Origin of the sequence: Polaribacter sp. R77954 (genome assembly GCF_044595335.1) — a bacterium.
Lineage (GTDB): Bacteria > Bacteroidota > Bacteroidia > Flavobacteriales > Flavobacteriaceae > Polaribacter.
This window is the reverse complement of sequence record NZ_CP138992.1, coordinates 3,366,044-3,379,885: the sequence shown is the minus strand read 5'-3', so window position 1 is coordinate 3,379,885 and position 13,842 is coordinate 3,366,044. Positions and strand designations below refer to the sequence as shown.

13 protein-coding genes are annotated in these 13,842 nt (G+C 28.9%); all 13 read right to left on the bottom strand.

The window, feature by feature from the left end; translation table 11 throughout:
• Positions 1-2: 2 nt before the first annotated feature.
• The 13 genes from SJY27_RS14800 to SJY27_RS14740 all read right to left on the bottom strand — a co-directional run bounded on the left by SJY27_RS14800 (position 3) and on the right by SJY27_RS14740 (position 13,736).
• Positions 3-941, bottom strand: coding sequence for a sce7725 family protein (locus tag SJY27_RS14800; protein ID WP_026775375.1), 939 nt, complete (start codon positions 939-941; stop codon positions 3-5).
• Entirely contained in the window at positions 902-1,804 is a 903-nt protein-coding gene (locus SJY27_RS14795) for a sce7726 family protein (RefSeq protein ID WP_077811303.1), read from the bottom strand. Before SJY27_RS14795 ends, SJY27_RS14800 begins: the two co-directional genes overlap by 40 nt.
• 50 nt (positions 1,805-1,854) lie before the next feature.
• Positions 1,855-2,517 carry an ATPase gene (locus SJY27_RS14790; RefSeq protein WP_397445640.1) on the bottom strand — a complete coding sequence of 221 codons (663 nt, stop codon included), beginning with the start codon at positions 2,515-2,517 and terminating at the stop codon, positions 1,855-1,857.
• Positions 2,514-3,200, bottom strand: a complete 687-nt coding sequence (locus tag SJY27_RS14785; protein WP_397445639.1) for a hypothetical protein — start codon at positions 3,198-3,200, stop codon at positions 2,514-2,516. The genes SJY27_RS14790 and SJY27_RS14785 overlap by 4 nt, the downstream gene beginning before the upstream one ends.
• A 92-nt stretch (positions 3,201-3,292) precedes the next feature.
• Positions 3,293-3,571: a helix-turn-helix domain-containing protein gene (locus SJY27_RS14780; protein WP_026775378.1), complete on the bottom strand. Its 279-nt coding sequence runs from the start codon at positions 3,569-3,571 to the stop codon at positions 3,293-3,295.
• 268 nt (positions 3,572-3,839) lie between these two features.
• Positions 3,840-4,685, bottom strand: a complete 846-nt coding sequence (locus SJY27_RS14775) for an RteC domain-containing protein (protein WP_397445638.1) — start codon at positions 4,683-4,685, stop codon at positions 3,840-3,842.
• Between the two features lie 58 nt (positions 4,686-4,743).
• Positions 4,744-5,142 carry a heavy-metal-associated domain-containing protein gene (locus SJY27_RS14770; RefSeq protein ID WP_397445637.1) on the bottom strand — a complete coding sequence of 133 codons (399 nt, stop codon included), beginning with the start codon at positions 5,140-5,142 and terminating at the stop codon, positions 4,744-4,746.
• Between the two features lie 31 nt (positions 5,143-5,173).
• Positions 5,174-6,940 (bottom strand): efflux RND transporter periplasmic adaptor subunit, encoded by a 1,767-nt coding sequence (locus SJY27_RS14765; RefSeq protein ID WP_397445636.1) that lies wholly within the window; start codon positions 6,938-6,940, stop codon positions 5,174-5,176.
• Positions 6,930-7,421 carry a DUF305 domain-containing protein gene (locus tag SJY27_RS14760; RefSeq protein ID WP_397445635.1) on the bottom strand — a complete coding sequence of 164 codons (492 nt, stop codon included), beginning with the start codon at positions 7,419-7,421 and terminating at the stop codon, positions 6,930-6,932. The genes SJY27_RS14765 and SJY27_RS14760 overlap by 11 nt, the downstream gene beginning before the upstream one ends.
• A gap of 12 nt (positions 7,422-7,433) precedes the next feature.
• On the bottom strand, positions 7,434-8,159 hold the full coding sequence (locus SJY27_RS14755) for a heavy-metal-associated domain-containing protein (RefSeq protein WP_397445634.1): 726 nt from the start codon (positions 8,157-8,159) through the stop codon (positions 7,434-7,436).
• Between the two features lie 74 nt (positions 8,160-8,233).
• Positions 8,234-8,788: an AraC family transcriptional regulator gene (locus tag SJY27_RS14750; RefSeq protein ID WP_254712389.1), complete on the bottom strand. Its 555-nt coding sequence runs from the start codon at positions 8,786-8,788 to the stop codon at positions 8,234-8,236.
• Positions 8,789-8,793: 5 nt separating this feature from the next.
• Complete coding sequence (locus SJY27_RS14745; protein WP_397445633.1) at positions 8,794-10,011, bottom strand: TolC family protein; 1,218 nt, start codon at positions 10,009-10,011, stop codon at positions 8,794-8,796.
• The gene (locus SJY27_RS14740) at positions 10,008-13,736 is read right to left on the bottom strand and encodes an efflux RND transporter permease subunit (RefSeq protein ID WP_397445632.1); all 3,729 of its coding nucleotides are present in this window, start codon (positions 13,734-13,736) and stop codon (positions 10,008-10,010) included. Before SJY27_RS14740 ends, SJY27_RS14745 begins: the two co-directional genes overlap by 4 nt.
• Between the last annotated feature and the right edge of the window lie 106 nt (positions 13,737-13,842).

The window sequence follows — 13,842 nt, the reverse complement described above, 5'->3', positions numbered from 1 at the left end:
AATTAAATCTTATCTACAATTAATTCGATATGATTCATTATTGATAGTTTTTTTAAGGTACCTAAACCAGGAAAGTGTCCTCGATTATGAAGATCTTTATAAACTTCAACAGCTTTGGTGTTAATATTATTGCTAACACACCAATTAACAAGTTTTTCAAGTGCTTCTGCAAATTTACCTCCTATATCAGATACATCACCATTTGAGTCAGATACAAAATGTTTTACCATTATTTTACCGGATGCATTAATATAAGATAAATGCATAGCAACAGCTCTTGGTAAAAAACCTGAATCTGAATAGTTGTCACCAACTGTTAAAAAGTCAGAGAAACCAAAAAAACCTTCAGCTTTATAAAAACTGTATTCTTCAGAAAAAGGACTTTCCCCTACTTCAAGATAATCTGCATTTCTTGGCATATCTCTAAAATAATCATCTAATGAAATTCTGCTATCTTCAGAGAATAATCTATAATAACGCCTACTTGTATGACTAAAGTAAATAATATTGTAAATAACGTTTATGTTACTTTGAATTTCAGTAATACTAACTTCTGATATTTCAGAATTATGAATTAAAGTAACGCCTTTATAATCTAACTCTAAACTATTTACACCTTCAATTAAAGCTGGAATTTGCTCTTCAATTTTTGTGTCTATAATTATTGCAATTTGATAATTATTATAATGTTGCAATACCTCTTTTAAAAGATCTATAATTTTATTACCCTCACCAACTAAACCACCCACTTTAGGATTGATAATAACACTAAAGTTTACATTTTTAGATGCTAAAGTTTTTAATGCAGATTTTAAGGTAGAAGAACCTTTAATTGGTTCGATTACAGGTGAAATTTTAGTTGAAAAATTTGGTAGTAAACCACATAATTCTCGTAACGCGATTAATTCAAATTGTTTACCTCTGACATATGGGAAATACATAGCTTACTTTTTTTATAAAGAAAATCTTCTAATTCAATGAAATCTTTTTTTGAAAAATTTAAAGTGTAACAGATATGTTTTAATGAATCTGGGACTAAATCATCATTAAATAATTCTGGATTAGAAATATTTCTAAATTTTAATTCTTTGATAACTAATTTTTGAAACTCTAAAATATCTATTTTTTTTGAAAGTTTAAAACACTCTCTAAAAATTAGTGTGTTAGGAACAACAGGAATTGCTCCAAAATGTTTTTTCAGTAAACTAATATATTCATCTTTTCTTAAACTCTTGAATAGTGTTTCGTGGGAAAATGAAAAATTTTGTTCTGCTTTTTTAATAGTTTTAAGCGCGTTTCTTTTTGTTAATTCAATTAAACCAATTTCTGTGTTATGAAACTTAACTAATAGATTAGGAATGTGTTTTGAATTTGAAACCACATAGATTTTATCAGCAAATTTTTTATAATCTGCTAATTGTTTATCCAATTTATCTAAACCATCTAATTCAGTTTTTATTTCATAAACACGAGCTTCACCATTTAAAATAACAAAGTCTGCTATTGAATTACCAATTTTAAATTCTGATAGTGCTATTGAATTTTTTAAGCTATACTTTTTAAGAAGTTTTTGATTTAAAAGGATGTTTTTATAAATATATTCATTTTTGTAAGTACCTAAAAGTGATTTGTAAATAGCATTAATGACTTCAAAGTTAGTGGTAGAATCTGATATTTTAGTGTGTTTGTTAATACGATAAAATGTATCAAAATAATTCTTATCCTTTACTATTTTTTTAAAATTAGCAGGAGATAGAATTTGTGATAAATTCCTTAAACTTTCTATATTTTTAGCTACTTGCATTATTTTACAAAGTTAACAATTTACAAAATTTAAACTAAATGATTTAAAAACTATTTTCGTTTATCTAAACTTTCTTTATCAAAAGCAATCAAATTAAATAATTCTCGCATTCTGGAACGTACACGAATACCATATCTACTCTCTAATTCTTGTGCATTTAAGTTTGTAGTGGTGTGTGTTCTAATTTTACGTTTTAAGAACAAATCATAGCGAGAAAGAAGTATTTCTCCCATTACATTGCAATCTTTACCAAAATGTCTTCCTGTGGTTTCTACACCTAAATCATCAAAACAATAAAAGCCATTATTACCATAATCTTCAATAATTTTAAAACCACTTTTATTAAAATTGAAAGTGATATTTCTTGCAGGGATTAGACTATGTTGATTTTGATGAGGTACAATAAACGGTAATAATTTCATTAAACTTGTTTTTCCACAACCTACTGGTCCTGACAATAAAATACCTTTGTTTGGATCTATCTTTAATTTTCTGCAAGTTTCAAAATCACGAATGAAATAGATACATAGTTTATATAAAACAGTTTCATCTTCTGAATATATTTTGAAATTTTTACCAAATAATAATTTTCCTTTTGCTTCTAAATAGATTAACATTTTTGGAAAATCGTATTTTATTTGATTTCCATTCTGTACGCCCAATTGAAATTGCACACTTCCTTCTTGAATGATATGTGGTTGTATTTTAATCATAAAGGTTCGTTGTAATTTTTATTTTTACTGGTCTTTAGGTTGTCTTGATTTTGGCTAACTGATTTTTGCGTTTCTTTATTTTTTATTTCTTCGGATTTTATCATCCAATTTTTAGCTGTTGCTTTCCAATTGACAATTATTGTTTTGCCACCAACTTTCCAACCAATACCCTGGTAATGGTTGAAGAATTTTTGTGCTTCAATTATTGGCCATTTTTCTTTTTTGAAAAAATCAATAACTATTTTTTCATTTTTGGGCTGGTCAAGTTTATTAATGTTTTTATTGTTTCTATTAGTTTGTATATGTTTATTAATAGATACCAGTGCTTGTCCACTGCTTGTCTCGATATTGGTATTGTTGTGTACCAGAGCTTGTCCAGTACTTGTCTCGAATTTGAACATCTTAATTTTACTTCCTTTATAAGGGTTATGTGATGGATAATAAATTATATATTTCCAATGACTTAATTCTTTAATACACTTGTGATAGGTAGATTTTGAACCTATTTTAGAAAAACGCATTACCTCTTCACGATTTATATAGAATTCTTCTAAAAAGCGGTTGTTATTCCAAATTTGAAATAATGCTACATACAGGCTAATGTGTGTCGGATTTAAACGATTGTCTTTTGAGAATTGGAAGAATACACCTTTAAGGTGTTTTATAAAATTTACGTTTTGCATAAAGTAAGATTTCTCGATAACTGCGTTACATACTTTCAATGAAAATGTATTTTCATCTACAGCAATGCGCGAAATGACAGGATATTTTAACTTTAGAATTTATTATGAATGCGATTTTCTTCTAAAACTTTTACAATTTCTTCATAATCATAGTAAATTACACCACCTACTTTAGAATAGGGAAGTGTTCCATTGATTCTTAAATTTTGTAAAGTACCTGGAGAAATACTTAATAAATCTCTGACTTCTGGAGATTTTAACCACTTTTTTGGTGCAAAGCCAGATTGATGGTTAATCATTGCTTTGATGTCTTCTAATAATTCTTCTTTGAACTCTCTTAAATCTTCTGTTGTAATAATTGATGTTGGCATTTGAAAACGGTTTTAATGAAAGAAGAAGCTGTTGGTTTTCCCCCAATAAACAAAACAACTCCTTCTTTCTGATTTGACTTTCGTTTGCAAATATGTACTGAATTATTAAGTTTTACACACAAGCTACACCCAACTTGGGTGTTTTTACTCGCTCATTATTAATGTGTTATAATGATTTATTTTAGTTTTTTGATTTTTAAATTAGCATAACAAAAAAGTGCAAATTATATGAAAATAATTTGCACTTTAAAACACCCAAGTTGGGTAATTATTCTTCTGACTCTATCATTTTTTTTAAAAGCGATTCTCTTATTTTATCTATAAATTTTGTTTGGTTTATTTTTCTTGATTTTATTTCTAAAAATGTTCTGTAATAATCGCCTAATTCAATATTGAACATCTGCTCACAAACTGATGCCAATTCTTTTATATCTGCTGTACCACTATTAATTGCTCCTGAACTATGCAGTGCGTATATAAGCTCTATTAGATCTGTTTTATTACCAGTCCAGAATAATTTTGATTGTTTCGTAAAGGCTCCATAATTTGTTTCCATTGTACTATAATTTTCAAGTTTATCTATTTCTATTTTTAAATAGATGATTAACATATCATAAGCAAGTATTGTTGCAACAGAAGAATCGTGACTTGTTGAAAACGTATCATCAGTAAAAAAAGAAAGTGAATCTGGAAATAATCTTAAATCTACTTTACCTCTCATAAAATATTCTTCATCGAGAAATTTAGCACCTCTTCTAAAATAATGATAAAACTCTAAATTGTCATTAAAATAATTTTGCAGTTTATCAATATGATTGTTAAAGTATTTAATTTGTGATTTATTGCTACTTCGTGGTCTTTTACTTTCTATATTAAATAACTTTACATAATAAATTAATTTGCTAAAAACATAAGGTTTAGAATTTTTAAAAAAATGAATTTCTTCACTTTTAGAAATCGTTCTGATTTTAAGAAACAAATTTTTTATTTGACCTAAAACTCGTTTCGTAATTCTTATACCTTCTTCTGCTCTTTCAATTGCACCTTCAATTTCTTTTTCTAAAAACTCTAAATTGTGATCTAACTCTTTAATAATTTTTTCAATCTTTTTCAATTTTCATAATCTGGAGGAAATCATCTTATAGCAAAAATGATTTTTGTTACTATTCTATTTATTGGTTCATTTCCATAGTATGGTCATATTTACAACAACCAGGTAAATTATCATAAGCATCTAAATCTCCTATCGCTTTTTCTGTATCATAACCAGAAGCTGCAATTGCTTTATGAATAGCCATTTCATTAGTTTTACTTTCATCAAAAGAAACAGCAATTTTCTTTTTATCTACATCCCAAGCTGCAGTTGCAACACCTTCAACATTGTTTGCTGCTTTTTCTATGGTACTTTTACACATACCACAGTTTCCTCTTACACCAAAAGAAATTTCTGTTGTTGCCACTTCTTTAGAAACTTCAGTTTTGTTGGTGTTTGTTTCTTTTTTACCTTCGTTTTTACAGCTTACAAATACTGTTGCTGCAATAATTACTACACTTAAAATTACTTTTTTCATTTGTTTAAAATTTAATTATTAATTTGTTTTATTATTCTATTACTTGTTTTACTTCACCACAGGTTAACATTTTATCACCATAATAAGGATTTATTACTTTTTCTTCTTTACTTAACCAATACGCACCTTTGTTACTATTTGCCATAGGACAGAATTCTACAAACACTTTTGTGTTGATTCCGAATATTTGAATTGCTTTTATTAAGTTTAAAGACAAATTTTTAAAATGACTTCTTTGTTCTTCAATATTTGATGCTTTAGAAATTGATGTAGTAGAAATTTTTATCTCTTTTACTAACGACATCCAATCTGTATGAGTTTTATTATCTTTTAGTAGGTTCATATCTACTTTAGATATGTTTTCTAATAGCTTTTTTGAAGCTGAAATTGATTTATTAGTTTCTTCTTTAACCAGAGCGTCTTTTAATTTTATATACTCATTAAAAACTGTTTTTAATTGATTTTGAAAATCTTCTGACACTTCTATTCTCTCGTTTTTATTGAAGCTGTTTGTTATTGATGAAGTATTCTTTTCCATACCAAGATGATTTTCGTGACCTGTCATTACTTTACCACCTTTTTTATTCATCATAGATTTTTTGCCTTGTAATTGAGCTGCTGCATCAACCGTAAAAGTTCCATTAGTTACAATTTCATCTTCATTTTTTAAACCTTTTAAAACTTCGTAGTTATCGCCAATTCTATTGCCTAACGTAATTTCGCGCATTTCAAAAACAGGAGTATTCTCATTCGTTTTTACATAAACAACAGAGCGTTTTCCTGTCCATAAAACCGCTGATGCTGGTATAGAAATAATTGTTTCTTCATTTGAATTTATTCCTTTAATTTTTCCTTCAACAAACATTCCTGGTTTTAATAGGTTGTTTCTATTATTAAGTACAACTCTTAATTTTACGGTTCTTGTTTTTGTATCTAAAACAGGGTCTATAAAATCTACTTTTGCACTAATTACTTTATTGGTATTTGTTGTTATAGAAATTTCTTGACCTTTTTTAAACAAACCAATCTGATTTTCATACACATCAAAATTTGCCCAAAGAGTGTTAAAGTTTGCTATTTTAAATAATGGTTGCCCTTGTTTTACAGACGCTCCTTCTGCTACTAATTTTTCCGAAACTGTACCAGAAACAGTTGCATACACAGGAAAGTTCTCTTTTACTTTACCTGATGTCTCAATTTGATTAATTTGAGTTTCTGAAAGTTTCCATAATTTCAATTTGTTACGAACAGCTTTGTATAATGTTGGTTGTGTTTCTTTTAAAGAGGAAGCAGTAATTAATTCTTGTTGTGCAGCAAATAATTCTGGTGAATAAATAGTTGCTAATAGTTGCCCTTTATTAACCTTTACACCTGTAGAATTGATGTTTAAACGTTCTATTCTACCAGAGAAATAACTTACTTGTATAGCATTTTCTTCTTCATTTTCTACAATTTTTCCTGATAATAGAGTTCCATTATCTTCTACTTTAGCATTACCAACAATAGACGTTTGAATGTTTGCTAAAGCCATTGCATTTTCTGTCAGTTTAAATTGGTCTGCCATTAAACCATCTGAACTATTTTCTGCAGGAATTAAATCCATTCCACAAATTGGGCAATCACCAGGTTCTGATTTCATAATTTGTGGATGCATAGAACACGTCCACATTTGACTTTTTGTAGAAACTTCATTGTGATTGTGAGTTGTCTTATCAGAAGAATTTCCGAAGAAAAAATAGCCCAACAACAAACCGAAAGCAAGTATTCCTAAATAGATTGCTATATTTTTATTTTTCATTTTCTAAACGTTTTATCATCGCTTTCATTTCTTCAATTTCTCTTTTCTGCGCTTTAATAATATCTTCTGCCAATTTTTTAACTTCTGGGTCTTTAATATCAGCTCTTCCACTTGTAAGGATTGCAATTGAATGATGTGGAATCATTGCTTTCATCCAAAGAACGTCGCCAACTGTAGATTTTTGCTCACGAACCAAACCTAATGAACCTGCAAAAAGAACAAAACTTCCAATAAGAATTGCAATGTTTTTTTTCTTATTCTCATACATATTTCTCATAAAAAACCACATAATAACTGCCATTGTAGAAGTACCTAAACAAACCATATAAAAGCGTGTTAGACTAAAATATACGTGGTCAAATTCATAGGTATTTAAATACATAGTTATATACATCGCTATAAAAGATAAACCTAACATTAAAAAGAATTTGGTGTAATTGCTCATACTTTTATTACTGTCTTTGTGTTCATTTGAATTCATAATTTTTCTATTTTAAATTGTTAACATTAAAACTGCCATTATAATCATAATTGCGTTTTCTATAAAAGTAGCTTCTGTCATTGGTAATTTTAAAGCAGTACCAAGACAAGCGCATCTAATTGCTTTTTTGTCTAAAAGTGTTTTTGAAACTCCAATTGTAGTAACACCTAAAATAACCAGTGTAATTATTAGGGCTACAGTTATTTCAAAACGCATTAAAAACATTAGACCTAATGCAGTTTCTATAAAGGGATATATTTTAGCATAAATAGGAACTCTTTTTGCCAAAGGATCATACATTCTAAATGAATCTGGAAATCCTTTTAAATCTAACATTTTAAAAAAGCTAAATACAATGTAGAATAAACCCATAAAATCGAGCATAAAACTACTCCAATTCCAGTTTTTGTAGTTCAATAAAATACCTGCAGTTGTAATATAAAAGATGATTAGAAATAATGGTTTTAATTGCTCGAATTTTGATTTTTCAAATTCTTCACCAAAATCTACTGCTGGTATTTCTTTCTTTTCTTCTTTTTTTTCTGAAAGTGTATATTTTTCTGGCAAAGCATCTTTTAAAACTTTGGTTTCTATATGTTTTTCCATTGTAACTTCTGCTTCTCCTTTTTCGAGATTTACAGAAACATTGGTAACATTATTTATATCTCCTAAATATTTTTCTACAGAAGCTTTGCAGTTTCCACAAGTCATTCCTGTAATATTATACGTGTGTTTCATTATTAAATATTTTAAATTAATCTGTAAAATTACATTGAGCTTTTCTAATTTACTTTTCTAATTATGGTTCATATTTATACAATTTTGTCTAAAGACTTTCTATTCCATATCTCTGATTTTTTATAATCTGTCATTGTAATACCTGTATTATTTTTAAATTGTTTTGCTAAATGACTGCTATTATTATAGTTTAAACTGTACGCTATTTCTGTAAAGTTTAAGTCATTTAGTTGGATGTGTTCTTTTACTTTTTCAATTTTGAGACTTATAAAATATTTCTCAAGTGTTATGCCTTCAGATTTACTAAAAGACTTGCTTAAAAAAGAATATGTTTTACCTAATTCGTTTGCTAATTCAGAAAGTATATAGTCTGTGTCACTTTTATCAATATGTTTAATTAGTGCTATTTTAATTTTTTCTATCAAAGCTTTTGATGTCTCTTTAATAATTTCGAAACCTTCCTTTTTTAATGCCTTTTCAAGTTTTTCAAAATTATTATTGTCATTTTCTTTTATCTCAACTTTACCAAGTTCTATAGACAAGATCTGAAAACCTAAATTATTAAATAACTGATGAACAACTGTTTTACATCTGTTACAAACCATATTTTTTATATTTAGTGTTTGCATCTTTTTTAATTGGTTAGGTAATTAATAATTGTGGTTTGTACGAAGTAAGATTTTATAGACTCAATTTGATTCATTTCAAACTTCAATTGTAACTCTTGAATATCTAATACATCATTAAAATCGATAGTACCAGTTTCGTAGTTTTTAATTAGAATTTCTTCTGCATTTTTAGCTTGTTTCAGATTTTTAGTTTGTGTTTTATAACTAATTCTTGCAGAAATGCGTTCGTTTTTTGCTTTATCTAAAAACGTTTCTAATTTATTTTTTCGTTCTTGCTTCTGTGCTAAAACTTCTTCTTGTTGTAAGCTATTTTGTTTGGTTTTTGATTTATAACTATTATTAAAAATAGGAATAGAAAGAGATACCATTGGCATCAAAATATCCTTACCATTATCACTAAAACTAATATTTGGACGTTCTGTAACATTTATATAGTCTAAACCAAAACCAATCATTGGAGCGCTTTCTTTCTGATTTAATAATTCTGATTTTTCTATAGATTGATACAATCTATCGTACTTTAATAATTCTGGATGAACTGATAAATTATTAGTTTTGGTATCAAAATTTTCTGCAGGAAAATTCAAATTACCTACAACATTTATAAAAATTGATTTATCACGATTCAATAACTTATTGAAAGTAGTTTGTTCTGCTAAATACTGTTGATTTAAAATTGCCAATAATTGCTCCATTTCATTTTGGCGCATTTGCAAACGCAATACATCTACCATAGATGCCTTATTAACTTCAACGGATGTTAATGCTAATGTTTCATAAGTTTGAAGTAGTTTTATATTTTCTTTTAAAACATTTTGCTTTGCTTTATTTGCATACAAATTATAATATGATTGGGAAACTGAAGTAATTAGTTTTCGTTTGGCAATAACAATATCTTCATATTTAACCTCTGCCATAGAAGAAACATAGCTTTCTCTGGAAGTAATTGTACCAAACCAAGGCAACATTTGCTTCACAGAAATTCTAAAACGTTGTGCTCCAGTTCTGGTTTCTGGTTCACTTACAAAATACCCAACACCAAATTCAGTATTAGGCAATGTATTTACTTCATTCACTTTTTCTGAAGCAATATTATATTGCAATTCAAATTTTTGAATTGCTGGATTGTTTTTTAGAGCTTGCTCAATAAGTACATTTAATTCTTGTGCATTTGAAAAACCAAAAGCTAAAAAACTTATGAGTGTAAAAATTAAATTTTTCATTTGTTTGCTTTTTTTAATTTGAATTCTTCTCTCCAACTATATAAAACAGGTAAAAGAAAATAAGATGTGATATCTATAACCATTCCTCCAAAAATTGGAATTGCCATTGGAATCATAATATCGCTACCTTTTCCTGTAGAGGTTAAAACTGGTAATAATGCTAAAATTGTTGTAACAGTAGTCATTAAACAAGGACGAATTCTTTTTTCTGCAGCTTCCAAAGCTGAAGCTCGTATGCTCTTTTTATCTGCAGGTTTTTCACGTTTAAAAGTTTGTGTTAAATAGGTTGCCATAACTACACCATCATCTGTAGCAATACCAAACAATGCAATAAAACCAACCCAAACTGCCACACTTAAATTGATGGTTTTCATATTAAATAAGTCTCGCATATTTTCACCAAAAAAGCTAAAATTGAAAAACCAATCTTGCCCAAACAACCAAATCATAATAAAACCACCTGCAAAAGCAATGGTTATGGCTGTAAAAACCATAAATGATGTAGCAACCGATTTAAACTGAAAATATAAAATCAAGAAAATAATTGCTAATGCTAATGGAACTATAACAGACAGGGTTTTTTCTGCACGTAATTGGTTTTCATAGGTTCCCGTAAATTTATAACTGATGCCTTTTGGAACCGTTAATTCGCCAGAATCTATTTTTTGTTGAAACAATTCTTGGGCATTTTCAACGACATCAACTTCTGCAAAACCATCTAATTTATCAAAGAGTACATAACCAATTAAAAAAGTATCTTCACTTTTTATAACTTGTGGACCTTGCTCATATCTAATCGTTGCTAACTCGCTTAAAGGAACAGGGTTTCCTTTTTCAACAGGAATATAAATGTCTTTTATCGATTCAGGATTGTTACGCAATTCTCTTGGATACCTAACTCGAATACCATAACGTTCTCTTCCTTCAACAGTTTGAGTTAATTGCATACCACCAACTGCAACTTTTAAAACATTCTGAACGTCTTCAATAGAAATTCCATAACGTGCTATTTTTTCTCTATCAATATCAATCAGTAAGTATGGTTTTCCAACAATTCTATCTGCAAAAACAGCTTCTACTTTAACACCTTTTGCTTGTTTTAAAAAGCTTTCTAATTGCAAACCAAAAGCTTCAATTTGTTTTAAATCTTGTCCTTTTACTTTTATTCCCATTGGTGCACGCATACCTGTTTGTAGCATTACCAATCTTGTTTCTATAGGTTGTAATTTTGGAGCAGAAGTAACGCCTGGTAATTTGGTGACTTTTACAATTTCATTCCAAATATCATCTGGAGAACTAATTTCTGGTCGCCAATTTCTGTAGTATTCTCCATCTTCATCTTCGATAAGTTGAGACCTTTCGACTACGCTCAAGGAGACATTTTTAGAATTATTCGGATTTGTTACAAAACCACCATTTTTCAATTCAAAAGCACCATCTTCATTTACTTTATAACGTTGTCTTTTTCCTTCGGCATTGCGCATATATTCAGATTTATACTGAATCATATTTTCATACATTGATAAAGGTGCAGGATCTAAAGCAGATTCTGTTCTACCAGCTTTACCAACCACAGTTTCAATTTCTGGAATGGTTGCTACTGCCATATCCAATTGTTGTAAAACGCGTTTATTTTCTGCAACTCCAGAATGTGGCAACGAAGTTGGCATTAATAAAAATGAACCTTCATTTAAAGAAGGCATAAATTCTTTACCTGTGTTGTTTAAAATCCAACCTCCAAAAATAAGAACAGTCGCAGGAATTATTAAAAACAACACTTTATTAGCCAAGGCCCATTTTAAAATTTGTCCATAATATTTTCTAAAAACAGAAAATATTCCTAAAATACCAAAGCAAATAATGGCTACAAAAAGCAAGTTGATGAAGAAACTTCTATTAAAACCTAATGGACGCCAATATTCTGCGAGTAAGAATATAATAGCTGTACAAGAAATAATGATATTTATAAGGTTGTTATTTTTCTTGTTTAGCTTTCCTATAACAACTAATAATCCATTAACACCAAAAGCAATTAGAATTGCACCTAACCAATAACCACTAATTGTAATTACAATACCAGCCACTATTAAAGCAATATTTATAATATGATTAAAAGATTTTTTTAGTGTTGTTTTTCTGAATAGATAAGCTGCAAAAGGGGGAATTAAAAACAAAGCAATAACCAAAGAAGCTGATAGTGCCATTGTTTTTGTAAACGCCAAAGGTCTAAACAATTTACCTTCTGCTCCAATCATTGTAAAAACAGGTACAAAACTTATAATTGTTGTTAAAACTGCTGTTAAAATAGCCCCAGAAACTTCTGCAGTTGCATTATAAATTACTTCGTCTGTAGTATATTTTGTTCCATCTTCACGAGTTTGTAACTTTTTATCATCTAAATGACGAATCATATTTTCGGCGAGAATTACGCCAACATCAACCATAGTTCCTATTGCAATTGCAATACCAGAAAGTGCTACAATATTTGCATCCACATTAAATAGTTTCATCGTTACAAAAACCATTAAAACTGCAACAGGTAATAAACCAGATATTAATATAGAAGCTCGAAGATTGAAAACCATTACAATAATTACCAAAATGGTAATCAAAATTTCTAATGTTAACGCTTCATTTAGTGTGTCTAAAGTTTCTTCAATTAATTCTGTTCTATCGTAAAAAGGAACAATAGTTACTTGTGATGTTCTACCATTTGCTAAAACTTTTGTTGGCAAACCTCCTTTTAATTCTTCAATTTGAGCTTTTACATTCGTAATTACTTCCATAGGATTTGCTCCATATCTTGCAACTACAACACCACCAACAACTTCTGCGCCTTCTTTATCTAACAAACCTCTTCTTGTAGCAGGACCTAAAGAAACTTTACCAATATCTTTTATTTTGATTGCTGTAAAATCTACGGAAGTAACTACTGCGTTTTCAATATCATCAATCGATTTTATATATCCTAAACCACGAACTAAATATTCCGCTTGATTGATTTCTAAAGTTTGTGCTCCAATATCTTGGTTACTACTTTTAACGGCTTTTACAACTTGATGTAAACCAATATTGTATTGACGCATTAATTCTGGATTCACGTCCACTTGATATTCTTGAACATAACCACCAATTGAAGCAACTTCAGAAACGCCACTTGCAGACGACAATCCGTATTTTACGTAGTAATCTTGAATACTTCGCAATTCTTGTAAATCCCAACCACCAGTAACGTTTCCTTTTTCATCACGACCTTCTAAAGTGTACCAAAATATTTGTCCTAAACCTGTGGCATCTGGACCTAAAGCAGGATTTACACCTTCTGGTAATAAATTGTTAGGTAATGAATTTAGTTTTTCTAAAATTCTACTTCTGCTCCAATAAAACTCGATATCCTCTTCGAAAATAATGTAGATACTGGAAAAACCAAACATAGAAGAACTTCTAATTGTTTTAACTCCTGGAATACCTAATAACGAAGTTGTTAATGGATATGTAATTTGATCTTCAATATCTTGAGGTGAACGACCATCCCACTTTGTGAATACTATTTGCTGATTTTCGCCAATATCTGGAATGGCATCAACAGCTACAGGATTGCTTGGTAAAAATGGAATATCCCAATTAAAAGGAGCATTTACAGTACCCCAACCTACAAAAAGTAAGAGTATTAAAACTGCGACAAGTTTATTTTCTATTAAGAATTTGATGCTTTTATTTAGCATTATACTTTGATTATTAAACAATTAGACATAGATGTTAGAAAAACATCGAATACAACAAATTATCCTTATAACATTGCAGTTATAGGATATTATAGTCTATTGTTTA

Excerpts from the sequence above, each read along its gene's own strand:
- SJY27_RS14780 (WP_026775378.1), bottom strand. The coding sequence starts at position 3,571 with ATGCCAACATCAATTATTACAACAGAAGATTTAAGAGAGTTCAAAGAA.
- SJY27_RS14760 (WP_397445635.1), bottom strand. The coding sequence starts at position 7,421 with ATGAATTCAAATGAACACAAAGACAGTAATAAAAGTATGAGCAATTAC.
- SJY27_RS14790 (WP_397445640.1), bottom strand. The coding sequence starts at position 2,517 with ATGATTAAAATACAACCACATATCATTCAAGAAGGAAGTGTGCAATTT.
- SJY27_RS14745 (WP_397445633.1), bottom strand. The coding sequence starts at position 10,011 with ATGAAAAATTTAATTTTTACACTCATAAGTTTTTTAGCTTTTGGTTTT.
- SJY27_RS14740 (WP_397445632.1), bottom strand. The coding sequence starts at position 13,736 with ATGCTAAATAAAAGCATCAAATTCTTAATAGAAAATAAACTTGTCGCA.
- SJY27_RS14750 (WP_254712389.1), bottom strand. The coding sequence starts at position 8,788 with ATGCAAACACTAAATATAAAAAATATGGTTTGTAACAGATGTAAAACA.
- SJY27_RS14765 (WP_397445636.1), bottom strand. The coding sequence starts at position 6,940 with ATGAAAAATAAAAATATAGCAATCTATTTAGGAATACTTGCTTTCGGT.
- SJY27_RS14770 (WP_397445637.1), bottom strand. The coding sequence starts at position 5,142 with ATGAAAAAAGTAATTTTAAGTGTAGTAATTATTGCAGCAACAGTATTT.
- SJY27_RS14785 (WP_397445639.1), bottom strand. The coding sequence starts at position 3,200 with ATGCAAAACGTAAATTTTATAAAACACCTTAAAGGTGTATTCTTCCAA.
- SJY27_RS14795 (WP_077811303.1), bottom strand. The coding sequence starts at position 1,804 with ATGCAAGTAGCTAAAAATATAGAAAGTTTAAGGAATTTATCACAAATT.
- SJY27_RS14800 (WP_026775375.1), bottom strand. The coding sequence starts at position 941 with ATGTATTTCCCATATGTCAGAGGTAAACAATTTGAATTAATCGCGTTA.
- SJY27_RS14755 (WP_397445634.1), bottom strand. The coding sequence starts at position 8,159 with ATGAAACACACGTATAATATTACAGGAATGACTTGTGGAAACTGCAAA.